This window comes from Deltaproteobacteria bacterium PRO3, assembly GCA_030263375.1.
Lineage (GTDB): Bacteria > UBA10199 > UBA10199 > DSSB01 > DSSB01 > DSSB01.
In genome coordinates, this window is record SZOV01000004.1 from 1 (window position 1) to 22,014 (window position 22,014).

General features: G+C 63.0%; 23 protein-coding genes. 11 read left to right on the forward strand and 12 right to left on the reverse strand.

Annotated features, from left to right (window positions below; all coding sequences use genetic code 11):
• Positions 1-309 precede the first annotated feature (309 nt).
• The gene (locus FBR05_01220; GenBank protein MDL1870807.1) at positions 310-1,923 is read left to right on the forward strand and encodes a peptide chain release factor 3; all 1,614 of its coding nucleotides are present in this window, start codon (positions 310-312) and stop codon (positions 1,921-1,923) included.
• Between the two features lie 35 nt (positions 1,924-1,958).
• Here FBR05_01220 and FBR05_01225 read toward each other — a convergent pair whose 3' ends face one another.
• A complete protein-coding gene (locus tag FBR05_01225; protein ID MDL1870808.1) occupies positions 1,959-2,522 on the reverse strand; it encodes a hypothetical protein in 564 nt (187 codons plus the stop codon).
• Positions 2,523-2,588: 66 nt separating this feature from the next.
• Entirely contained in the window at positions 2,589-2,846 is a 258-nt protein-coding gene (locus FBR05_01230; protein ID MDL1870809.1) for a hypothetical protein, read from the reverse strand.
• 87 nt (positions 2,847-2,933) lie between these two features.
• Here FBR05_01230 and ald point away from each other — a divergent pair, with 87 nt between their 5' ends.
• The gene (gene ald / locus FBR05_01235) at positions 2,934-4,034 is read left to right on the forward strand and encodes an alanine dehydrogenase (protein ID MDL1870810.1); all 1,101 of its coding nucleotides are present in this window, start codon (positions 2,934-2,936) and stop codon (positions 4,032-4,034) included.
• 91 nt (positions 4,035-4,125) lie between these two features.
• Here ald and FBR05_01240 read toward each other — a convergent pair whose 3' ends face one another.
• The 3 genes from FBR05_01240 to FBR05_01250 form a co-directional block, all read right to left on the reverse strand.
• Positions 4,126-4,692, reverse strand: a complete 567-nt coding sequence (locus FBR05_01240) for a hypothetical protein (GenBank protein MDL1870811.1) — start codon at positions 4,690-4,692, stop codon at positions 4,126-4,128.
• Between the two features lie 188 nt (positions 4,693-4,880).
• Complete coding sequence (locus FBR05_01245) at positions 4,881-5,690, reverse strand: type III pantothenate kinase (GenBank protein ID MDL1870812.1); 810 nt, start codon at positions 5,688-5,690, stop codon at positions 4,881-4,883.
• Between the two features lie 36 nt (positions 5,691-5,726).
• A complete protein-coding gene (locus FBR05_01250; GenBank protein ID MDL1870813.1) occupies positions 5,727-6,509 on the reverse strand; it encodes a biotin--[acetyl-CoA-carboxylase] ligase in 783 nt (260 codons plus the stop codon).
• Positions 6,510-6,752: 243 nt separating this feature from the next.
• On the opposite strand from FBR05_01250, the gene FBR05_01255 reads away from it, so the two are divergent.
• Entirely contained in the window at positions 6,753-8,282 is a 1,530-nt protein-coding gene (locus FBR05_01255; protein ID MDL1870814.1) for a diguanylate cyclase, read from the forward strand.
• An 11-nt stretch (positions 8,283-8,293) separates the two neighbouring features.
• Here the strand turns inward: FBR05_01255 and FBR05_01260 are convergent, their stop codons facing one another.
• The 5 genes from FBR05_01260 to FBR05_01280 form a co-directional block, all read right to left on the reverse strand.
• A complete protein-coding gene (locus tag FBR05_01260; GenBank protein ID MDL1870815.1) occupies positions 8,294-9,100 on the reverse strand; it encodes an NDP-sugar synthase in 807 nt (268 codons plus the stop codon).
• On the reverse strand, positions 9,100-10,152 hold the full coding sequence (locus FBR05_01265) for an aminoglycoside phosphotransferase (protein ID MDL1870816.1): 1,053 nt from the start codon (positions 10,150-10,152) through the stop codon (positions 9,100-9,102). The genes FBR05_01260 and FBR05_01265 overlap by 1 nt, the downstream gene beginning before the upstream one ends.
• A 55-nt stretch (positions 10,153-10,207) precedes the next feature.
• A complete protein-coding gene (locus FBR05_01270; protein MDL1870817.1) occupies positions 10,208-10,507 on the reverse strand; it encodes a hypothetical protein in 300 nt (99 codons plus the stop codon).
• Between the two features lie 171 nt (positions 10,508-10,678).
• Entirely contained in the window at positions 10,679-11,725 is a 1,047-nt protein-coding gene (locus FBR05_01275; GenBank protein MDL1870818.1) for a radical SAM protein, read from the reverse strand.
• An 89-nt stretch (positions 11,726-11,814) separates the two neighbouring features.
• Complete coding sequence (locus FBR05_01280) at positions 11,815-12,921, reverse strand: HD domain-containing protein (GenBank protein MDL1870819.1); 1,107 nt, start codon at positions 12,919-12,921, stop codon at positions 11,815-11,817.
• Between the two features lie 124 nt (positions 12,922-13,045).
• On the opposite strand from FBR05_01280, the gene FBR05_01285 reads away from it, so the two are divergent.
• The 8 genes from FBR05_01285 (at position 13,046) to purE (ending at position 20,060) form a co-directional block, all read left to right on the forward strand.
• Complete coding sequence (locus FBR05_01285; protein MDL1870820.1) at positions 13,046-14,296, forward strand: NADP-dependent isocitrate dehydrogenase; 1,251 nt, start codon at positions 13,046-13,048, stop codon at positions 14,294-14,296.
• Between the two features lie 73 nt (positions 14,297-14,369).
• The gene (gene mdh / locus FBR05_01290) at positions 14,370-15,299 is read left to right on the forward strand and encodes a malate dehydrogenase (GenBank protein MDL1870821.1); all 930 of its coding nucleotides are present in this window, start codon (positions 14,370-14,372) and stop codon (positions 15,297-15,299) included.
• Positions 15,300-15,301: 2 nt separating this feature from the next.
• Positions 15,302-16,459 (forward strand): ADP-forming succinate--CoA ligase subunit beta, encoded by a 1,158-nt coding sequence (gene sucC / locus FBR05_01295; GenBank protein ID MDL1870822.1) that lies wholly within the window; start codon positions 15,302-15,304, stop codon positions 16,457-16,459.
• A complete protein-coding gene (gene sucD / locus FBR05_01300; GenBank protein ID MDL1870823.1) occupies positions 16,456-17,325 on the forward strand; it encodes a succinate--CoA ligase subunit alpha in 870 nt (289 codons plus the stop codon). The genes sucC and sucD overlap by 4 nt, the downstream gene beginning before the upstream one ends.
• Before the next feature lie 12 nt (positions 17,326-17,337).
• Positions 17,338-17,763 carry a nucleoside-diphosphate kinase gene (locus FBR05_01305; GenBank protein ID MDL1870824.1) on the forward strand — a complete coding sequence of 142 codons (426 nt, stop codon included), beginning with the start codon at positions 17,338-17,340 and terminating at the stop codon, positions 17,761-17,763.
• Positions 17,764-17,963: 200 nt separating this feature from the next.
• Positions 17,964-18,317: a Spx/MgsR family RNA polymerase-binding regulatory protein gene (locus tag FBR05_01310; protein MDL1870825.1), complete on the forward strand. Its 354-nt coding sequence runs from the start codon at positions 17,964-17,966 to the stop codon at positions 18,315-18,317.
• A gap of 79 nt (positions 18,318-18,396) precedes the next feature.
• Entirely contained in the window at positions 18,397-19,545 is a 1,149-nt protein-coding gene (locus tag FBR05_01315; protein MDL1870826.1) for a 5-(carboxyamino)imidazole ribonucleotide synthase, read from the forward strand.
• On the forward strand, positions 19,530-20,060 hold the full coding sequence (purE, locus tag FBR05_01320; protein ID MDL1870827.1) for a 5-(carboxyamino)imidazole ribonucleotide mutase: 531 nt from the start codon (positions 19,530-19,532) through the stop codon (positions 20,058-20,060). Before FBR05_01315 ends, purE begins: the two co-directional genes overlap by 16 nt.
• A 59-nt stretch (positions 20,061-20,119) precedes the next feature.
• Here the strand turns inward: purE and FBR05_01325 are convergent, their stop codons facing one another.
• Together FBR05_01325 and FBR05_01330 are read right to left on the reverse strand one after the other, a co-directional pair.
• Positions 20,120-20,821, reverse strand: a complete 702-nt coding sequence (locus FBR05_01325) for a carbonic anhydrase (protein MDL1870828.1) — start codon at positions 20,819-20,821, stop codon at positions 20,120-20,122.
• A 62-nt stretch (positions 20,822-20,883) separates the two neighbouring features.
• Positions 20,884-21,933, reverse strand: a complete 1,050-nt coding sequence (locus FBR05_01330; protein ID MDL1870829.1) for a methyltransferase domain-containing protein — start codon at positions 21,931-21,933, stop codon at positions 20,884-20,886.
• Positions 21,934-22,014 lie beyond the last annotated feature (81 nt).

Below are 22,014 nucleotides of genomic sequence, written 5' to 3' on the forward strand. Positions count from 1 at the left end.
CGAACTTGTGGGGTGACGGAGCTCTGCTCGCAGTCGGCGATCCGGTTGGCAACCGCGGCGTCAGCGCCAAGGACGACAAGGGGCCCGCCAACACGCAAAAGTTCTGCGAAGAGGGCAGCAGCGATCCCGATTGCATTCGGGCCGAGAAGCGCCAGACCTCTAAGGGCACCTGGCAGGACGACTGCGCCACCGGCGCGACGAAGGCTTGCCCCAAATAGCCATGCGGGAGGGTCCGGCGCGAAGCCGCCGGCGTTTTCGGTTGCCACCAAAAGGGTTGTGTTCGGTCCCGCATTTTTCTAGGTTCCGGGCATGAGCCCGCTCAGCCCCGAGATCCTGCACGAGATCCGCCGCCGCAAGACCTTCGCGATCATCTCGCACCCCGATGCCGGCAAGACCACCATCACCGAGAAGCTGCTGCTTTTCGGCAACGCCATCCACATGGCCGGGATGGTCAAGGCCAAGCGCGCCCAGCACTATACCACCTCCGACTGGATGGAGATCGAGAAGCAGCGCGGGATCTCCGTCTCCTCCTCGGTCATGCAGTTTTCCTATGGTGGCAAGGAATTCAACCTCCTCGACACCCCGGGCCACGAGGACTTCAGCGAGGACACCTACCGGGTGCTCACCGCGGTCGACAGCGCCCTGATGGTGATCGACTCCTCGAAGGGCATCGAGACCCAGACCAAGAAGCTCTTCCAGGTCTGCCGGGATCGCCACCTGCCCATCCTCACCTTCATGAACAAGGTCGATCTCGAGGGCCGCGATCCCTTCGAGCTGATCGACGAGGTCGAGCAGGTCCTCAAGTTGCCCTGCTTCACCGTCACCTGGCCGGTGGGGCAGGGGAGCCGCTTCCAGGGCGTCTACGACCTCATGGAGAAAAAGATCCGCCTCTTCCAGCCCGGGAAGCTCACCCGCGATTTCCAGCAGGAGGTCTTTTCGGACTTGGACGATCCGGCCCTGCGCGAGCGCGTCGGGGCCGAGTGGCTCGACAAACTGAAAGACGACCTCGAGCTGCTCTGCGGGGCGGGGCACGACTTCGACGAGGCGAAATTCCTCTCGGGGAACTTGAGCCCGGTCTTTTTCGGGTCGGCCGTCAACAACTTCGGCGTCCAGGAGCTGCTAGATGCCTTCGCGCGCTACGCGCCCTCGCCGCGGCCGCGGCAGGCGGAGGGCCGGCAGGTCCGGCCGGACGAGGAGAAATTCAGCGGGCTCGTCTTCAAGATCCAGGCGAACATGGATCCCAAGCATCGCGATCGCTGCGCCTTCCTGCGCGTCTGCAGCGGGGAGTTCGTCCAGGGTATGACGGTTTACCACGTGCGGCAGGAGAAGGACTTCAAGATCAACAACGCGCTGCAGTTCATGTCGCAGGAGCGCAAGAACGTCGACCGGGCCTACGCGGGCGACATCATCGGCATCCACGACCGCGGCAACCTGCGCATCGGGGACACCTTGACGGAAGGCGAGGCATTGAAGTTCGTCGGGATTCCCCAGTTTTCGCCGGACCTGTTCTCGCGGGTGGAGCTGAAGAACCCGATCAAGAACAAGCAGCTGCAAAAGGGGCTCGAGCAGCTCTCGGAGGAAGGTACCTCGCAGATCTTCCGCCGCAAGAACACCTCCGAGACCTTCATCGGCGTCGTCGGGCAACTGCAGCTGGAGGTCGTGAAGTTTCGCCTGCTCAACGAGTACGGGGCGGATGCAGTCTTCACGCCCATGAACTACTCGGTGTCGCGCTGGTTCCACGCGGAAGATCCCAAGGCCATGGACGAGTTTTTGCGCTACTACAGCTCGCACGTCTTCTACGACGTCCGCGGCTATCCGATGATCTTCTTCAAAAACGACTGGGAACGCGAATACATCCAGGAGAAGCACCCGTCGTTTCGCTTTTACTCCAGCTTGATCAACTACGAGCAGGAGTGCCTTTAAATTTTTGGGTATTTGCCGCGCCCGCCCCGGCCGGCTCACCAATAGGGATAGGGATCCCAATCCGGCCAACCGAACCAAAAGGGATAGGCCCAGCCGACGGGAACGAAGACCGAGGAGTAAGGCGTGAAACCCACGTTGGCCTGCACCGCGCCCTTCGGGTTGGGGTCCTCGTCGAGCTCGGCGTCGTTCTGCTTTTCGAATTGCGTCGCCGCTTTTTGCAAGGCCGCCACCGCCTTGGGGTCGTCTTGGGGCGATCCCTTCCAGTTTTCCGGATGCGCCGCCGTCGGGGCCTGCTGCAATTGCTGGGCTAAGGCCTGCGCCTTCTGGGTGAGGGGCTTGGGGTCTTTTTTGAAGGAGTCGGGCGCGGCTTTGTCGAGCTGCAGGCTTTGGCTGAGGATGTGGAAGATTTCAGAATGGGCGGCGACGGTCTGGAAATTTTTCTGGGCCGGATCGGGCAGCGTTTGGAGCGCTTGGCGGAACTCCTGCCCCGCCTGCCGATTGAGGTCGGCGGTCTTGCGCAGCAGGTCATAGTGATTTTGTGCCAAGTCGGCGGCGATGGGCTGCAATTCCTTGGGATAGGCGGCGTCGATCTGTTTCACCGATTTGCCGGTTTGGGGTCCGAAGGCGGCCAGGTCTTCCACTAGTTTAGGATAGCGCAGCAGCCTTCAGAGTTTTTTTTGCGTGTCCTGCGGGGCGGTCGCCAATAAGCTCCGAAAGGCGGCGCCGGTCTTCGCCTGGATCTGGGCGAGCTGCACCAGGGTCCCGGGATAGGCGAGGACGCCCACGGTCGCCTGGCGGATGTCGGCGGGATAGACCGACAAGGCCTGGATGGCGCTCGGGGCCTTCGTCGGGTTGGGCGCGGCGGCCGAGGCGTTTGCGGGAAGAGACAACAATAGTAGAAGGAGTATGAGGAATCGTCGCATAGTCCTGCCACGCTATCGGCCGGGTCCGCGGAAGTCCATGGAAATTTCCTTCTCTCCATTCCGGCGCCGCTGGGCTAAAATCTCTCCATGATCGTCGGTATTCCCAAGGAGATCAAAGACCACGAAGGCCGCGTCGCCCTCCTGCCGGAGGCCGTGGCCGAATTGGTCCGCGCGGGGCACCGGGTCTTGGTGCAGCGCGGCGCGGGGACGGGTAGCGGGTATCCGGACGCCGACTACCGCCGGGCCGGCGCCGCGCTTACTGCCAACGCGCGCGCCCTATACTCGGGCGCGCAACTGGTGGTGAAGGTCAAGGAACCCCTGCCCAAGGAATTTCCCTACTTCCGTCCGGGCCTCCGCTTGTTTTGTTACCTGCACCTCGCCGCGAATCCGCGCCTGGTGCGAGCCCTGCAAAAATCCCGCGTCGAGGCCCTGGCCTTCGAGACCCTGATGGTCGGCGCCGCCACGCCACTGCTCAGGCCGATGAGCGAGATCGCCGGACGCCTCAGCGTGGTGGTCGGCGCGCATTTTTTGCAGACGGATCAGGGCGGCAAGGGCGTGCTGCTCTCGCCGACGGATTTTTCCGAGGGGGCCTCGGTCGTCGTGGTGGGCGGCGGCAGCGTCGGCCGCGCGGCCGCGGAGGTCGCGGCTGGGATGGGGGCCCGCGTCACCGTCCTCGATCTCAAGCCCGAGGCGCTGGCTTTCTGGGCGCGGAATTTCCCGGCGGTGAAGCTCGAGGCCTCCAGCCCCGAGAGCGTGGGACGCGCGTTGCGCGGGGCGGATCTCGCCGTCGGGGCGGTGTACATCCCCGGCGCGAAGGCCCCCAAGGTGATCCGCCGCGCGATGGTCAAGCGCATGGCGCCCGGCTCGGTGCTGGTCGACGTCGCCGTCGACCAGGGCGGCGCCTCCGAGACCACGAGGCCCACCTCCCATTCGCATCCGGTCTACCGGCGCTACGGCGTCATCCACTATGCCGTTGCGAACATGCCCGCCCTGGTAAGCCGCACCGCCTCGCAGGTCCTGTCGCGGGCCATCCTGCCTTACGTCCTTCAGGTTGCGGAAATGGGGAGATTGGAAGACTTGTCGGCGAACCGGGTCCTGAAGAGCGCCGTCAACGTCGCGGCGGGAGAGATCCTCCATCCCGGCGTGCGGGCGGCCTTCGGGGACCGAGTCGCGGGCGAGGCGCGATGAGCGCGGCGTGGGGTGAAGGGCGGGATGCGGCGAAAAAAAAGGCCTTCCGCCGCGCGGAAGGCCTTTCGTACCCGGAACCAGGATGGAGCTGCTAACGGCGGCGCATCCGCCACAGGGGCAGGGTCGCCATTAAGCCCCAGACCAGGGCTCCGCCCGCGCTGCCGGTCGCGGTAGGGTTCAGGCTGCAACCGCTTCCCTCCATAAAGGTCAGGGCTCCGCCTCCCGTAGCGCCGGTCTCCCCGTCGTCGAGGACTTGGGCGTTGTCGGGGACGTCTCCGTCGCCTGCATTGCCGGACTCGCCCTCCGAGTCGTCGGGGTTTTCTTTCTCCGGGGTATCTCCTTCGTCCTCCGGCGTTTCCTCGCCGGGATCTCCTTCTCCCTCCTCGCCGTCGTCGCCGTCATCCGGCACGTCCGAGGGATCGGGTTCCGATTCGCATTCCCCCAAGCTGTCCATGACGCCCGGCACTTCGCCGTTGACGTGGTCCATGTGGGCCTGGATCAAGGCGGGATTGGCGGTGCAGATCGTGTGGGGGTTGTGATTGACGTTATGGCAGAAACAAACTTTTTCCTGTCCCCGCGCTTCGTCCGTCTTGGCTTGCAAGCTCAAGGGAAACAGGAAGCTCAATGCCAGCAAATACCATCTTATGGAATATTTCATCGTCGCTCTCCTTTGCCGGGGCCTTCTGGAAGCCCCTCGCGAATGAAAGGTAAAGATGGCCAGGGAGCGCTGCGGGACAAGGACTTGACAGCCGACGGGCGCGGACTATCGGTATCTAATAGCCTATAATGATTGGGGAAATATATTTTACGCCGCGGGCAGCCCGCGGCCTTGCAGTAAAGGGAGATTTACTTTTTTCCCGGCTTTCGGCCCTTTCGGTTGAATTCGTGGAGCAGGCGCAGGCCCTCGAGGGTGAGGTAGGGATCGAAGGCCGAGATGGTCCGGCTGGCCTTCGAGATCAGACCGATGAAGCCGCCGGTCGCGACCACCTTGCACTTCGTCTTCGCTTCCTTCTGCATGCGGCGGACGATCTCGTCGACCATGCCGACGTAGCCGTAGAAGATGCCGGCCTGGATGCTCTCGACCGTGTTGCTCCCGATGATGCGGCTCGGCTTGCGGATCTCGACGCGCGGCAGCTTGGAGGCGTGTTGGAAGAGGGCCTCGTTGGAGATGGCGATGCCTGGGCAGATGCAGCCGCCCTTGTAGACCTTGGCCTTGTTGATGAAGTCGAAGGTGGTGGCGGTGCCGAAGTCGACGACGATCAGGGGGCTGCCATACTTCACGACACCGGCGACGCCGTTGACGATGCGATCGGCGCCGACCTCGCCCGGGTGGCTCAGTCCGATCTTGATTGGCATCTTCATCCGTGGCGAGACGAAGAGCGGCTTGAGCTTGAAGTAGCGCTCGCACATGCGGTCGAGGTTGAATTCGAGCGGCGGTACGACGTTGGAGATGATGATGGCGTCGACCTGGTCGAGCTGGAGCCCGGCGAACTGAAATAATTCCTTGAAGAAGATGCCGAACTCGTCGGCCGTCCGTTCTTTTTTGGTCTCCATCCGCCAGTGGTGGAGCAGGCGCGGCTTGCCGCCGGCCTTGGGCCCGTTTCCGTAGACCCCGATGACCATGTTGGTGTTGCCGACGTCGATGGCGAGTAGCATAAATCTCCTAGGGAATGGGGAACACGAGGTTCGTTCCTACAATAACGTCGTATCCTCCGCCAACAGCTCGGCCACCTCGCCGCCCCTTCCGGCCACGCGCAGTTTGCCGTCGGCGGCCAGGCCCAGGACGCGGCCTTCGTCGCGGCGGCCGTCGCACTCGTAGGCGATCTCGAGGCCGAGCATCCCGGAGTCTTGTTCCCAGCGTTGGATCAGGCTGGCGGCGCCCTCGCGGGCCAGGCGGTTGATCTCGCCCAAGACGGCCGGGATCAGGCGCTGCAAGAGCTCGGCGCGATCCGCCGTCACGCCGATCTGCCCCAAAGAGGTCGCTAGCGGGGCCACCTCGGGGCTGAAGTCCGCGGCCGTCTGCGAGACGTTGATCCCGACGCCGACGACGAGGAAACCCACCTTGGAGCCCGAGTGATACATCTCGGTCAGGATGCCGCCCAATTTCTTTTTGGCGACCATCAAGTCGTTGGGCCATTTTAAAACCAGCTCGCGCACGCCGAGCCCGCGAATCGCCTGCGCCAAACCTAGGCCCGCCGCGAGGGTGGTGAGAGGCGCCTGAGCGGCCTCCAAATCGGGGCGCAGCAGGAGCGAAAAATAAAGTCCCCGTCCCGCCGGCGAATCCCAATGCCGCCCCAGCCGCCCCCGCCCCGCGCTCTGCGCCCCGGCCACCACCAAGGTGCCGTGGGGCGCGCCCTTTTTCCCCAACTCCACCGCCTCAAAATTGGTGGAGCCGGTCTCCGAAAAGAAATGGATCTTCGAGAGCACGGGGATTTTCGATGTCAGGCATTCGACTTGAGCTTGAAAATTTTCCATTGGAAAAAACAACTAGCCGAAGCCGGCGCATTAGTCATCGAAATTTAGGGCTAGGTCTCCGTCAAAAGTTCGCGGCACTCCAAAGAATATCTTCACGGGAGAAAATTCGCGCGCTTAATGTCCCGCATAGCGCGATCTCAAGGAGCACTCCTTGCGAGGAGCTCACCGCGGGGCAAGGGAAGGACCGCGTCCCAATCTCCCTATTGACACACCGCATCACCGCCCGTAAACTTTCCCCAACCCATGAAGCTAGTGTCGGCCTTTCGCGAAAATCTAAAAGAAAATCTGGGCCTTAAGATCGGGCTCTCCACCGGGGTCGCGATCTTCGTCCTGGTGCTGCTCTTGCTCGGCTTCGTCGCGGCGATCCAGGGCGACCTGATCAGCAAGTTCACGATGATCCAGGTCCTGCTGGTGCTGGCCATCGTCATCGCGACCTTTTCTATCCTGGTGATCGCGATCTCGACCAATCTATTCATCCACCGTCCCTTAAGCCGCCTGATGGCCGCGATCCGCCAGGCCGAGTCCGGCGACCTGAAGACGCGCGCCCGCGTCGAGACCGAGGACGAGATCGGCCAGGTGGCCTCGCAGTTCAACGACATGCTGGCGAAGATCAACGAGCTGGAAGGGGTGAAGATCGACTCCGAGCGCAAGCTCGCGGCGATGCAGGAGGAACTCAAATTCAAGGCGATGCTCGAGGAAAAGGCGAAGATCATCACCTCGACCAACCGCAAGCTCGAGGAGAGCCTCAACGAGCTTTCGGTGCTCTACAACATCTCTCAGGCCCTGACCGGCAGCATCGACCCCGAGGAGCTCTGCAACCTTTTGGGCGACGTCATCGTGCGCAACGTCGGTGTTCAGGACTTCGCGATCCTGTTGCTGGAGGAAGAGACTCAGAAGATCGAGGTCAAGGCCGCACGCGGCTTCAGCCAGAACGACCACGTCCGTGGGCTGAAGTTCGACCTGGGCGAGGGGATCAGCGGCAAGGTGGCCAAGACCAAGCAGCCGGTCTACATCCCGGACACCTCGAAGGACACCCTTTATATGCATTACAAGGGCGCCAAGCCGGAGGACGGATCCTTCCTCTGTCTGCCGATCGTGGCCAAGGGCTTAAGCCTCGGCGCGATCAATTTCTCGCGGAAGGCGGTGGACGGTTTCAGCGCCAACGAGATCCGCCTGCTCACCACCGTCGCGGGCCAGATCGGCATCGCCCTCGAGAACGCGCGACTCTACGCCAAGACCAAGGAGATGACGCTGATCGACGAGCTCACCCAGGTCTACAACCGGCGCCACTTCCAAAAGATCCTCGAGATGGAATTCAAGCGCGCGAAGCGCTTCCAGCGGCCCTTGACCCTGCTGATGATCGACGTCGATCACTTCAAGGAGTTCAACGACACCTTCGGCCACCTCGAGGGCGACCGCGTCCTCGCCGACCTGGCCGAGGTCCTGGCCGCCAACCTGCGCGAGGTCGACACCGTCGCCCGCTACGGCGGCGAAGAATTCTCCGTCATCCTGCCCAACACCACGGTGGAGGACGCCCAGCACGTCGCGCACAAGATCCGCGAGCTGGTCGCCAAGATGCACGAGAAGCACGGCCGCCCGGCCGCCCAGCAGGTCACGGTCAGCATCGGCATCGCCGCCTTCGACGCCGAGACGGCCGGCCTCGAGGACCTCATCAACCACGCCGACATCGCGCTGTACCGCGCGAAATCCCAGGGCCGCAATCGCGTCGTGCTCCACGACGAGGAGCAGGCGACCTTGCGCGTCGTCGAATAATTTTTCGGAAATCAGCCCAAGGGAATGTCGCCGCGCTCGGCCCAGCGCCGCGCCTCGCGCCACAGCCGCAGGATGGGGGCAGGGCTTTCCTCCCGCCACAGGGCGCGGTCCACCTTGGTGAGCTCGGCGAGGCTGCCCAAGTCCCACCAGCTGCCGCGGTGCTCGTAGGCCTGGAGGCGCTCGCCCCGAGCGAGGGCGGGTTGGTAGACCTGCCGCACTACGCAGCCGAACTCATGGCGGGGATAGCCGCGGAACAACTCCGGCTCCAGCAGGTGGGCCCCCGAGAAGATGGCCTGCTTGAGCCGCGGCAGCCGAGTCGCCGGCTCGGGTCCGCCCGCGATCCGCCGGATGCGGCCCGCGACGTCGAACTCGACGAAGCTTTGCACCTCGGCGCGATCCTTGGGGACGCAGGCCAGCGTGGCCTTGGCCCCGCTGCGCCGGTGGGCCGCAGCCATCTTTTTCAAATCCAGGTCGAAGAGGATGTCGCCGTTCAGCACGAAGGTGCCGCGATCCTCCAGGGCGTCCAGGGCCTGCGCGATGCCGCCGGCGGTGCCGAGGATCTTCGGCTCGAAGCTGTAAGAGAGCTTAAGCCCCAGGCTCTTCCCGTCGCGGAAGCCGCGCCGGATCTTTTCAGGGAGGTGGTGCAGGTTGATCACGATCCGGCGGATACCGGATTCCTTCAGCAGAAAAAGATTGAAGAGCAGGATCGGCACCCCGCCCACCGGCAGCAGGGGCTTGGGCGAACGCAAGGTCAAGGGCCGCAGCCGGGTGCCGAGGCCGGCGGCGAGGACGATGGCTTGTCGCGGAAAGGGGCTCATCAGGCCAGCTCGGGGACGTGCTTCGCCAGGACCTCTTGCAGTCCCTGGAACTCGGGCACCGACGCGAAGGCCGACTTCACGTAGCCCAGCGAGGCCGGGACGTGCGGCAGGAAGTTGGGATTGCCCTTCACCTTCTTGATGTATTGGAAACGCCCGGCGTCCTTCAGCTTGCGCTGGAGGGTGATCAAGTAGAACTGCTTCTTGAAGGTCTCGCGGTCGAGCTTCGGCAGCCCCAGCTTGTCCCGGCCCTCGAGGTAGTAGTCGAGCAGGGCCTCGACGGTCGTGTCGGGCAAGACGACGTAGGAATCGCGCAGCAGGGCGACCAAGTCGTATTGCGGCGGGCCCATCAGGGCGTCTTGGAAGTCGATCAGGTAAAATTGGTACTGGAAGAGCATCAGGTTGCGGCTTTGGAAGTCGCGGTGGGTGAGCCCGTAGGGGATCTTGACGATGCCCTCGACCAGTCGGTGCCCCGTCTCCATCAGCCATTTGCGTTCTTTTTGCGGGATCTTTTTGCCGAAGCGGTCTTCGATGCCGTACTCGAGGAAGTGCTCGAATTCCCATAGGAGCAGCGGGAGGTCGAAGCTGCGCTGGAAGGCCATGCACTCCGGATCGGCTTTCTCCAGGCCCGCCTTTTGGAATTGCAGCAGCAGGTCGACGGCCTGCTTGTAGAAGAAATCGCGCATCGACTCGTTGCAGCTGGGCAGGAGCTTCTCGAGGGTCTTGTCGCCCAGGTCTTGCAAGAGGATCAGGCCCGCGTCGAGGTCGGCGTCGATCACCCGGGGCGCGGGCAGGTCGGCCTTCTCGAGCCAGCGGGCGACGTTGAGGAAGGGGGGCTCGAGCTTCGGGCCCTCGTAGTTGGTGATCTCTTCGGAAGCGCTTTGGCGGCCCGCCGGCATCTGCATGACGATGAAGGTCTCGCCGCCGGCCAGGGTGGCGCGGTAATAGACGCGATAGGAGGCTTCGCCGAACAGCTTGTCCAGGGACACGATCGCCCCGCGCTTCGCAAGCAGGGCGGCCAATTTTTCGGGGACGGCTTCGCTCACCAGGGGCAGGTTTAAACCCGGTAAACTGACCTGTCAATCGTACAGATGGAAGATTCGCTTCGGCCTATTTGCCGGGGACGTAGACGGAGTTTCCGTCGCTGGTCACGCCCGGATAGGGGTAAGGATACCCGTAGGGATAGCCGTAAGGATAATAATAAGGCCGGCCCACCTCGGCGGTGTCCGGCGAGGTGTTGGGCGCCACCGGCGGATAACCCGGATAGGGATAATAGGGATCGCGGAGCCGGTATTTTTGGCCCACGGCCGCGGGCGGCGGGGCGACGGTGCCGTCGCCGGTATAGACTTGGGCTTGGGCGAATCCGGAACTTAAAGTGATAAGAGTCAAGGCCAGTAGGAACGTTTTCATAGGCTTTCTCCGACCTCGATTCTACTCCCTAGGTAAAAGGCTGCGAAAGAGAAATTTATGGGCTTGCGAAAGGCGGTCGAGGCCCGAATCGCGGCCATCGGGTGCGACGCGGCACCGTGGCAGGCCGTCGGCCCCATGGGGACGGCATTTTGCGCCGATGTGGGAACGAGGTTATTTTTCCGCCGAGGTTGAGCCCGCCGGCAGGTGCGTGGCGGTGTGGCGGCGGGTGACGAAGTCTTTGATGTCGCCCAGGACCTCTTGCAGGATGTATTTCCGCTCGGTGCGTTGCTTGAGATAGAAGGGCACGATGCAGCCGCAGCGCTCGCAGTCGGCGTCGGCTCCCATCATGCACTGGTCTTTCTTGTTGCCCAGCGGATCGAAGGCGAAGCCCTTTTGCAAAAAGATGCAGTTGTCGCCGATCGCCTTGTGGCGCTCTTTCTTGCGCATCAGGTTGAGCACGCGCTCGCTGACGCCGATGAAGTCGCCGTACTTCGAGCGCTTGAGCTCGATGATGCGGTCGATGATCTTGTCCTGCTCTTCGAAGGGAATGAAGAGGTCGTGCTTCACGCCCTTCACCGGGGTGAAGAAGTCGAAGAGGATGTGCTTCACCTTCTCGTTGGGGTACCACTCCTCGAGCAGGTCTTCCATGCAGTGCAGGTTGCGCTTGTTCAGGCAGCAGGCCAGCGAGATGTTCATGCCGGGCTCGGCCTCGGCCACCGACTTTTTGATCTTCTGGTAGACGCCCTTGCCGCGGATGTCGTCGTGGTACTCCTCGGTGCCGTCGACCGAGATGTGGAACATTACGTCCGGCCAATTGGGGATGCCGAAGGTGCCGTTGGTGACGACGATGTTGAACATGAAGTACTTGCGCCCGATCTCGATCAGGTCCTTGCGCAGCAGGGGCTCGCCGCCGACCCAGGTGGCGCTGCGGAAGGGGAAGCCGTCTTTTTTCAATTCTTCGAGCTTGGCCAGCCACTCGTCGGGCTTGAGCTCTTTGTCCTGTTCGTAGGCGAAGAAGTAGCAGTGCTTGCAGCGGATGTTGCACTTGTTGGTGACGTCGATGGAGACCACGGCGCGGTCGGGGAAACCGCGCACGAAGAAGGCCACCTTGGGCAGGACGTAGTCTTTCCAGAACTTGCGCTTCTTTCCCCGGATGGTCGGCGTCTTGATCTCTTCCTTGCGAACCGGGGCTTGGAGTGCTTCGGCGGCTTCAGCCATAGCGGGCCTCTTTTGCGAATGATTATTGAGCGGGATGAGATATGCCGCTTGCCCCGTGAAGTCAAGTTTTGTCGCGGGGTTAGGGGAATTTATCCCTTGGAATTCAGAGACTTCTGCAAGGCTTCCCCCAAACTGCTGGTGAGCGGTTGTTTCGCGATTGCCGGGTTGTTTGTCCGTGCGGCGCCGGAAGGCGGGCCCTGGGCGGGAGACTTTTCGTTTCCGAGGCTCTCGGCGAGGTCCTGGGCGGCGCGTTTGTACAGGGGACGCTCGAAGAGGCGGTTATTGTGCGAGGTCCAGGCCGCGTCGCCCTCGCCCTCGCGGGCCACCAGGTCGAGGAAGCCCTGGATTTTCGAGTCCATGTCGTCCAGGTGGTGCACCACGATGGCCTCGAGGGTCTTGGGGCGCTTGGGCGAGCCGTATTCGAGGCGGCCGTGGTGGCTCAGCACGATGTGCTCGATGTGCTGCAGGACCTTTTCGGGGAAATCGGGGATCTGGGCGGCCTTGCGGATCAGGATCTCGACGCTGGTGATGAGGTGGCCGATCAGCCGGCCCTTGTCGGTGTACTCGAAGGCGCGCTCGGACTCGAGCTCCTCGATCTTGCCGAAGTCGTGCATGATGAGGCCGGCCAGGACCAAGTCGCGGTCGATCATCGGGTAAAAGGGAAGTACCGCCTTCGCCAGCTTGCACAGGCCCAGGACGTGCTCGAGCAGGCCGCCGACCCAGGCGTGATGGTTGGTCTTCGCAGCGGGGGCGCGCTGGAAGTCACGGCTGTACTTCGGGTCCTCGAGGATGCCCAGGATCAACTTCTGCACCCAGGGATTCTTCATGTCCTCGCGGCAGATCCGCAGCAGCTCTTGGTACATCTTGGGGATGTCCTGCTTGGAGGCGGGCAGAAAATCCGCGGGGTTTACCTGGGCGTCCTCGACGCGCTGGATCTCGAAGACGTTGAGCTGGAGGTGGTCCTGGTAGAGCACGACCTTGCCCTTGACGCGGACATAGTCGTTCTTTTCGAAATTCTGGCTGAGCAGCTCGGCCTTGTCCCAGATGCGGGTCTCGATCTGGCCGCTGCGGTCCAAGAGCTTCATGTTGACGTAGGCCTTGTTGTTCTTGCCGAAGAGCAGGGCCTTGTGGATACAGAGGTAGATGCTGTCGACGTTCGAGCCCTCGCGGAGCTCCTGGATGTAGGTCTTGGACATAGGGGGCGCACCGTAGCGCAAAGCGATTCCCGGCTTCAATACAAAGTAGGCTTGACACTGCCCCGCGCGATTGGATAGTGTAACGCGCCTTTCAAAAAACCCATATATTTTAAGTAGTTAACTCATGAAAGTCCAGATCCCCGCCGGCGGCGACAAAATCACCATCCAAAACGGAAAACTTCAAGTCGGGGCGCGTCCCGTCATCCCCTTCATCGAGGGCGACGGCACCGGTCCCGACATCTGGAAGGCGGCTGTCAAGGTCTTCGACGCCGCGGTGGCCAAGGCCTACCAAGGGCAGCGTCAAATCCAGTGGTGCGAGGTCTACGCCGGCGAAAAGGCGCAGCAGGTTTACGGCGCCGAGTGTCCGCCCAACCTGCTCCCGCAAGAGACCCTCGACGTCATCAAGGAATACCTGGTCGCGATCAAGGGGCCGCTGACCACGCCGGTCGGGAAGGGTTTTCGTTCGCTCAACGTGACGCTGCGCCAGGAGCTGGACTTGTACGTCTGCCTGCGGCCGGTGCGTTACTTCAAGGGCACGCCCTCGCCGGTCAAGGCCCCCGAGAAGGTCGACATGGTGATCTTCCGCGAGAACACCGAGGACATCTACGCCGGCGTCGAATGGGAGGCGCAGAGCGCCGACGTCAAAAAGGTGATCGCCTTTTTGCAGAACGAGATGGGGGTCAAGAAGATCCGTTTCCCCGAGACCAGCGCCATCGGCATCAAGCCGGTCTCGATCGAGGGCAGCAAGCGCCTGATCCGCGCGGCCATCCGCTACGCCGTCGAGCACAAGCGCCGCAGCATCACCCTGGTGCACAAGGGCAACATCATGAAGTTCACCGAGGGCGGCTTTCGGCAATGGGGTTACGAGCTAGCCAAGGAAGAGTTCGCCGAGCAGGTGGTCAGCTGGGAGGAATGCCAGGGCAAGGTCCCCGCGGGCAAGATCCTCATCCAAGACGCCATCGCGGACGCCTTCCTGCAGCAAATTTTGACCCGCGCCAACGAGTTCGACGTGATCGCCACCCTCAACCTCAACGGCGATTACATCAGCGACGCGCTCGCGGCGCAGGTCGGCGGCATCGGCATCGCGCCGGGCGGCAACATCAATTACGTCAGCGGGCGCGCGATCTTCGAGGCGACCCACGGCACCGCTCCCAAGTACGCGGGGCAAGACAAGGTCAATCCGGGATCGGTGATCCTCTCGGGCGTCATGATGCTCGAGTACCTGGGTTGGCAGGAAGCGGCCGATTTGATCAACCGGTCCCTCGAAAAAACCATTTCGCAAAAGACCGTCACCTACGACTTCGCACGCCTGATGGAGGGCGCGAAGGAGTTGAAGTGTTCGGAGTTTGCGCAGGCTATCGTCAATAACATGTAGAAGGAATGCGGGTTTGGAAAACCTCGCGGCGGCTGTAGGGGCCGTTCGCGAACGGCCCCTACGGAGATCGTTTATGGCAAGGAAGAAAATAGCTTTAATCGGCGCCGGCAATATAGGCGGAGAACTCGCCCAACGCATCATGGTTAAGGAATTGGGCGACGTCGTCCTTCTCGACGTGATGGAAGGGGTCCCGCAGGGCAAGGCCCTCGACCTCATGGAGGCGCGTCCGGTGGATGGCTCCGACAGCAACTTGATCGGCACGCAGGACTACAAGGACATCGCCGGTAGCGACGTGATCATCGTCACCGCCGGCCTGGCCCGCAAGCCCGGCATGAGTCGCGACGACCTGCTCGCCAAGAACCTCGAGATCATCAAAAACGTCGCCGAGAACGTCAAACAGCACGCGCCGAACGCCTTCGTCATCGTCGTCAGCAACCCGCTCGACGCCATGGTCTACGCCATGCAGAAGGTCACCGGCTTCCCGCACCGCCGCGTCATCGGGATGGCGGGGGTCCTCGACTCCGCCCGCTTCCGCGCCTTCGTTGCGATGGAGCTGGGCGTCAGCGTGCAGGACGTCACCGCTCTCGTGCTCGGTGGCCACGGCGACGACATGGTCCCGATCATCCGGCTTTGCACCGTCAACGGCATCCCGATCACCGACCTGCTGCCGCAGGACAAGATCGACGCCATCGTCAAGCGCACCCAGATGGCGGGTGGCGAGATCGTCGCCCTGCTCAAGACGGGCAGCGCCTACTTCAGCCCGGCGGCCAGCGCGATCGAGATGGCCGAGAGCTACCTGAAGGACAAGCGCCGCGTCCTGGCCTGCGCCGCCTACCTGAACGGCGAATACGGCATCAAGGGCTACTACATGGGCGTCCCGGTGGTGATCGGCGCCAACGGCGTCGAGCGCGTCATCGAGGCCAAGTTGAACGAGGAAGAGAAGCGCGCGCTGCTCGGCAGTTTCGAGCACGTGAAGACGCTGGTCGATTCCATTAAGTTATAATTATGAAAATCCACGAATACCAAGGCAAACAGATCCTCAAAAAATACGGCGTCCCCGTCCCCGAGGGACAGCTGGCGCTCAGCGTCGACGAGGCCTACCAGGCCGCGCAGAGCCTGGGCGGCGTGACGGTGGTCAAGGCCCAGATCCACGCGGGCGGCCGCGGCAAGGGCGGCGGCGTCAAGGTCGCCAAGACCCCCGAGGAGGCCCGCGCCTTCGCCGGCCAGATCCTCGGCATGAGGCTCAAGACGCATCAGACCGGACCCGAGGGCCAGGAGGTCAAGAAGGTCTGGATCGAGAAGGGCTGCAACATCGACAAAGAATTCTACCTGGGCATGGTTCTCGACCGCGCCACCTCGCGCGTGACCGTGATGGCCAGCACCGAGGGTGGCATGGAAATCGAAGAGGTCGCGGCCAAACACCCCGAGAAGATCCTCAAGGTCGCGATCGACCCCGCGGTGGGCCTGCAGGCCTACCAGGGCCGGCAGCTGGGCTTCGGCCTGGGCTTGCCCGCGGCGCTCGTCAACAAGTTCGTGAAGTTTGCCGGCGCGCTGGCGACCGCCTTCATGGAAGCGGACTGTTCGCTCCTCGAGATCAACCCCCTGGTTCTCACCAAGGAGGGCGACTTGCTGGCGCTCGACGCCAAGGTCAACTTCGACGACAACGCCTTGTTTCGCCACCCCGACTACGAAGACCTCCGCGACTTGGACGAGGAGAACCTCAACGAGATCGAGGCCAAGAAGTTCGACCTAAGCTACATCAGCCTGGACGGCAACATCGGCTGCATGGTCAACGGCGCGGGCCTGGCGATGGCCACGATGGACATCATCAAGCTCTACGGCGGCGAGCCCGCCAACTTCCTCGACGTCGGCGGCGGCGCCACGGCCGAGAAAGTCACGGCCGCCTTCAAGATCATCCTCTCCGACCCTAAGGTGAAGGCCATCCTGGTCAACATCTTCGGCGGCATCATGAAGTGCGACGTCATCGCCACCGGCGTGGTGACGGCGGCGAAGGAGATCGGGCTGAAGGTGCCGCTGGTCGTCCGTCTGTTGGGCACCAATATGGAATTGGGAAAGAAAATCCTGGCCGAGTCCGGCCTGCCGATCATCTCGGCGGACCGCATGGATGAAGCGGCCGAGAAAGTCGTGAAGGCCATCCGATGAGCGTCCTCGTCAACAAAAACACCAAAGTCGTCACCCAAGGGATCACCGGGTCCACGGGGCAATTCCACACCCGCGCCTGCAAGGAGTACGGCACGCAGATGGTCGCGGGCGTCACGCCCGGCAAGGGCGGGCAAGACTTCGAGGGCATCCCGATCTTCGACACCGTCCGCCAGGCCAAAGAGAAGACCGGCGCCAACGTCTCGGTCATCTACGTCCCGCCGCCCTTCGCGGCCGACGCCATCCTCGAGGCGGTGGACGCGGATCTCGACCTCGCGATCTGCATCACCGAGGGCATCCCGGTCACCGACATGATCCGAGTGAAGCGTGCCATGGAAGGCCGCCGCACTCGACTGATCGGGCCCAATTGCCCCGGCATCATTACCCCGGGCGAGTGCAAGATCGGCATCATGCCGGGCCACATCCACAAGCCCGGCGCGGTCGGCGTGGTCTCGCGCAGCGGCACCCTCACCTACGAGGCGGTCTACCAGCTGACCGAACTCGGCATCGGCCAGTCGACCTGCATCGGGATCGGAGGCGACCCGGTCAACGGCACCAATTTCATCGACGCCCTCAAGCTCTTCAACGAGGACCCCAAGACCGAGGCGATCGTCATGATCGGCGAGATCGGCGGTTCGGCCGAGGAAGAGGCCGCGGACTACGTGAAGAAGCACGTCAAGAAGCCGGTGGTGGGATTCATCGGCGGCATGACCGCGCCCCCGGGCAAGCGCATGGGGCATGCCGGGGCGATCATCTCCGGCGGCAAGGGCACCGCGGCCGAGAAGATCGCGGCCTTGGAGGCGGCGGGCATCAAGGTGAGCCGCTCGCCGGCCGAGATCGGCAAGACTTTAAAATCCGTTTTGAAATAAAGGAATACGACCATGGCCAAAGAACGCACCCTCTCCATCATCAAGCCCGACGGCGTCGAAAAGAACGTCATCGGCGAGTGTTTCCGCCGCTTCGAGCAGGGCGGCCTCAAGATCGTCGCGACCAAGATGATCCACATGGACCAGAAGAAGGCCGAAGGCTTCTACGCCGTCCACAAGGAGCGCCCCTTTTTCCAAAGCCTCGTGAAGTTCATGACCCGCGGCCCGGTCGTGGTCTCGGTGCTCGAGGGCGAAAACGCCATCGCCAAGCACCGCGAGATCATGGGAGCCACCGATCCCGCCAAGGCCGCGCCCGGGACCATCCGCAAGGATTTGGCCAGCAACATCGAGGAGAACACCGTCCACGGCAGCGACGGGCCGGATACGGCGAAGTTCGAGGTGTCCTACTTTTTCGAGACCTCGGAGATTTTTTCGCGCTAGTTTGTTTTTTTGCCGCCACGCCCCTTGGCGAGAGGGCGATATCTCCTGTCGCACCGGGCCCGCCCCTCAAGCCGGGGCGGACCCTACGTCGAAAAATCCTAAGGAATATTAGAAGGCTTTAAGGAAGGATTTTTCGAAAGTTGCGACAGGAGATATCGCCCTCTCACCAAGGGGCTTTGTGCCGGTCTTGGGGCTCTCTTATGCTTCGATTCTATTGGTATTCTAAATGCGATACTTGCCGCCGAGCCAAGAAATGGCTTGAGTCAAACGGGCGGAAGTTCGAGGAAATCGACATCACCCTCGCGCCTCCTTCGCTTGCGGATTTGAAAGACTATCTCAAGAAGAGCGGCAAGGAGTTAAAAGACTTCCTCAACCGCAGCGGCGTCCAATACCGCGAGCTCAACATGAAGGATAAGGTGAAGAGCCTTCCGGCCGACAAGATCCTCGAGATGCTCGCCAAGGAAGGCCGCCTGATCAAGCGGCCCATCCTCACCGACGGCAAGAAGGTCTCGGTCGGCTTCGACGAGAAGGAATTCGCCCGGCTTTGGGCCTGAAGTTTTGGTGGCTCGAGCGTACTCCCATTCTTGAAAACGCCCCCTTGTCTTTTTTTCGATCCTTTTCTAGCTTCCACCCATGTCTCGATCCGACACAGTTGGAATCCTCGGCGGCGGCCAGTTGGCGATGATGCTGGCCCAGGCCGCGGAGCGTTTGGAGCTGTCCGTCAGCGTCTACGAAGAAGACCCGGGCGCCCCGGCTTTTCACACCCGGGCCTCCCGCGTCCAGGCCTCGCCGCGGGACCGCGACCGGCTGCGCGCCTGGCTCGAGGGGCTTTCGGTGCTCACCTTCGAAAATGAATTCGTCGACACCTCGACGCTGCGGGAGTGCCTTCCCGCCGGCCTCCAGGTCTTTCCCTCGCTCGCCGCCCTCGACCTCGTGCAGGACAAGCTCCGGCAAAAGGCCTATCTCGCCGAGCTGGGTTTTCCCGTTCCGGCCTTCCGCGAGGCTCCCGACGCGGCGGCGGCGGAAGCCTTCGCCGCCGAGCAGGGTTGGCCCCTCGTCCTTAAGGAGCGCCGCCACGGCTACGACGGGCGCGGCACCTATGTCCTCAAGGATGCCGAAGAGCTACGCCGATTTTTCGCGGCGCGAAAATCCCCCGACTCGCTCCTGGCGGAGGCCTTCGTGCCCTTCACCATGGAGATCGCCGTCCAGGTCGCGCGCAACCCGCGGGGCCAGGTCTCCTGCTTTCCGATCGTCAAGACCTTCCAGACCAACGGCGTCTGCCATTGGGCCAAGGCCCCGGCGAGCCTCGGTCCCGAGGAAGCCGAGCAGATCACGTCCCTGGCCCGGCGGCTGATGGAGAGCCTCCAAGCGGTGGGCGTCTTCGCCGTCGAGATGTTTTGCGCGCCGGAAGGGGGCATCCTCATCAACGAGCTGGCGCCCCGCGTGCATAATTCCGGACACTACACCATCGAGGGCTGCCGGACTTCCCAGTTCGAGCAGCACCTCCGGGCCGTGACGGATGCCGACTTGGGATCGACGGAACTCCTCCATCCGGGCATGGCGATGATCAATATCCTGGGCGATTTCGAGGGTCCGTATCGCCTGGAAGGGGCCGATCGGGTTTCTCAAAACCACCCGGCCATCCTGCACTGGTACCACAAAAAGACCTCGGGCCGCGGCCGCAAGCTGGGCCATTTGACCGCCTGGGGTAGCACCTCCGACGAGGCCATGCGGCACGCCTTGGAGGCGCGAAAGGAGCTGCATCTATGTCCCTCCGACTGAAACCCCTCGTGGGTATCGTGATGGGGAGCGACTCCGACCTGCCGACCATGGTCGAGGCCGCCGAGACGCTTGCGGACTTCGGCGTCCTTACGGAGGTGGAGATCCTCTCCGCGCATCGTACGCCCCGGCGGATGTTCGACTACGCCGAGTCGGCGCAGGATCGAGGCTTGAAAGTGATCATCGCCGGCGCCGGCGGCTCGGCCCACCTGCCGGGCATGGTGGCGGCACTGACGCCGCTGCCGGTCATCGGCGTGCCCATCCTTTCCAAGGCGCTGAGCGGCGTCGATTCGCTCTTGTCGATCGTTCAGATGCCGCCGGGCGTTCCGGTCGCGACGGTGGCGGTGGGCGGGGCCAAGAACGCCGGTCTCTTGGCGGCGCAGATCCTGATGCTCTCGGACCCGGACTTGGCCGAGCGGGTGCGGGAGTACAAGGCGAGGCTCGGGCGCGAGGTCGCCGCCAAGAACCAAAGTCTCAAGAAGCTGGGGCCCCGCCGCTACCTGCGCCGGAAACAATGACTCGCCGCCGAGAGATTTTTTATAAATACTCGCCGCCGCGCCAGTAGCTCGGCGGGCGGTTAGTTTTTCCAGTCCACTTGGCCGCTGTCCAAGTCCACCACCGCACCGAGGATCTTGATTTTTCCCTGCTTCACCAGATCAGGCAGGACGGAGCCCTGGGTCGAGAGCCGGTGGACGATGTAGTTGACATTGGCTTGGATCGAGCAGTCGAGGACTTGGTTGGATTTCTTGCAGGAATCCCCGGCCAAGGCCGGCTTGACCGCGTCGACGACCTTCTGGATGTCGCCGGGGACCGGCTGACCCTTGAGGGTGGCGTCGATCGCGCCGCAGCGCTCGTGGCCCAGGACGACGACGAGCGAGGAGCCCAAGACCGCCGTCGAAAACTCCAGGCTGCCGATCGCGACGGGGTCGGCTACGTTGCCGGCGGTTCGTACGACGAAGAGGTCGCCCAGTCCTTGATCGAAGACCAGCTCGGGCGGGACCCTGGAGTCCGCGCAGCCCAGAATCGAGGCGAAGGGCGCCTGCTTCTGCGCGATCTCGCCGCGGCGTTGCGGGCTTTGGTGGGGGTGTTTCAACTGACCCGCCGCGAAGCGAGCGTTGCCATCTTTGAGGGCCTGAAGGGCGGCGTCGGGACCCTGAGGCGCCTGGCCGCGGGTCTCCGCGGAAAGGGCGATAGCTAGAACGGCGAGCAAGAGGGCGGCTGGGACGTGTCGGGACATTGCGATCTCCTTTGGGGTTCGAGCGTTTAAACCTGTCGGCATTCCGCCTTGAAGCGGATAATTTCATGACCAAGCTTTGGTTTTTCCGAAGTAGCTGAAATCGCCTAGCGCGCCTCCAACACCATGTTGAAGGGCGTCTCGGCGGCGCGCCGAATCTTGGCGAAGCCGCCCTTTTCCAAAATCTCCCGCAGCCGCCTTTCGCCCGCCTGCGCGCCGAGCGCGGGACCGTCCTGCGCCAGCGAGGCCGGCACGCAGACGCAAGTGGAGGCTGCGTAGAACACCCGGCCCACCGGGTTGAGGTTGTCCTCCAGCTTGTCGCCGGCGCGGGGCTCGACGATCATCCATGTGCCGTCGGGCTTGAGGCTCTGCTTGACGTGGCGGGCCACCGCTACGGGGTCGCCCATGTCGTGTAGGCAGTCGAAGTGCGCGACCAGGTCGTAGTCGTTGCCGGGGTAGTTCGTGGATTCGGCGACCTCGAAGTCGACGCGGTCGGCGACGCCCGCACGCTTGGCGCGGTGCCGCGCTTCCTCGATGGAGGCCGCGTGGAAATCGAAGCCGAAGAATTTCGACTGCGGATAGGCCTGGGCCATCAGGATCGTCGAGGCCCCCAGGCCGCAGCCGACGTCGGCGACTTTCGCGCCCGCCTTCAGCTTGGCCTCGACGCCGTCGAGGGCCGGAATCCAGGATTGAATGAGGTTGCCGATATAGTTAGGCCGGAAGAAGCGCTCGGTACCAGTGAAGAGCAGGTGGTGGTGGCCGCCCCAGTCCAGGCCCTCGCCCGATTTGAAGCGTTCGACGATCTTTTCGTGGTCGAGAAACATCGAGGCGATGGTTTGGAAGGCCCCGGGCAGGAAGAAAGGGCTGTCCTCCTGCGCCAGCGTCGCGACCTGCTCGGGCTCGAGGGAGAACGTTCCGCTCGCGGCGTCGTAGGCGACGAAACCGCCGGCGGCTTGGTTGCTCAGCCACTCGCGGACGTAGCGCTCCGCGGTGCCGGTGCGTTTTGCCAACTCCCCCGGCGTCGCCGGGCCTTCCGCCAAGGCCTTGTAGAGGCCCAGCCGGTCGCCGATCAGCGCCATCACGGCGCTGGCCGCGGCGCCGATCTCGCCGACGGCACGATTCATAAAGGCTTCCAGTTTTTGGGGATTGAGATCCATAGGCCCTCCTTTTATTCGAACGGGGACAAGGATAAGCCTTTTTCCGGATCTTGAAAAACAAAAGGATGAGGGCCGCGGGAC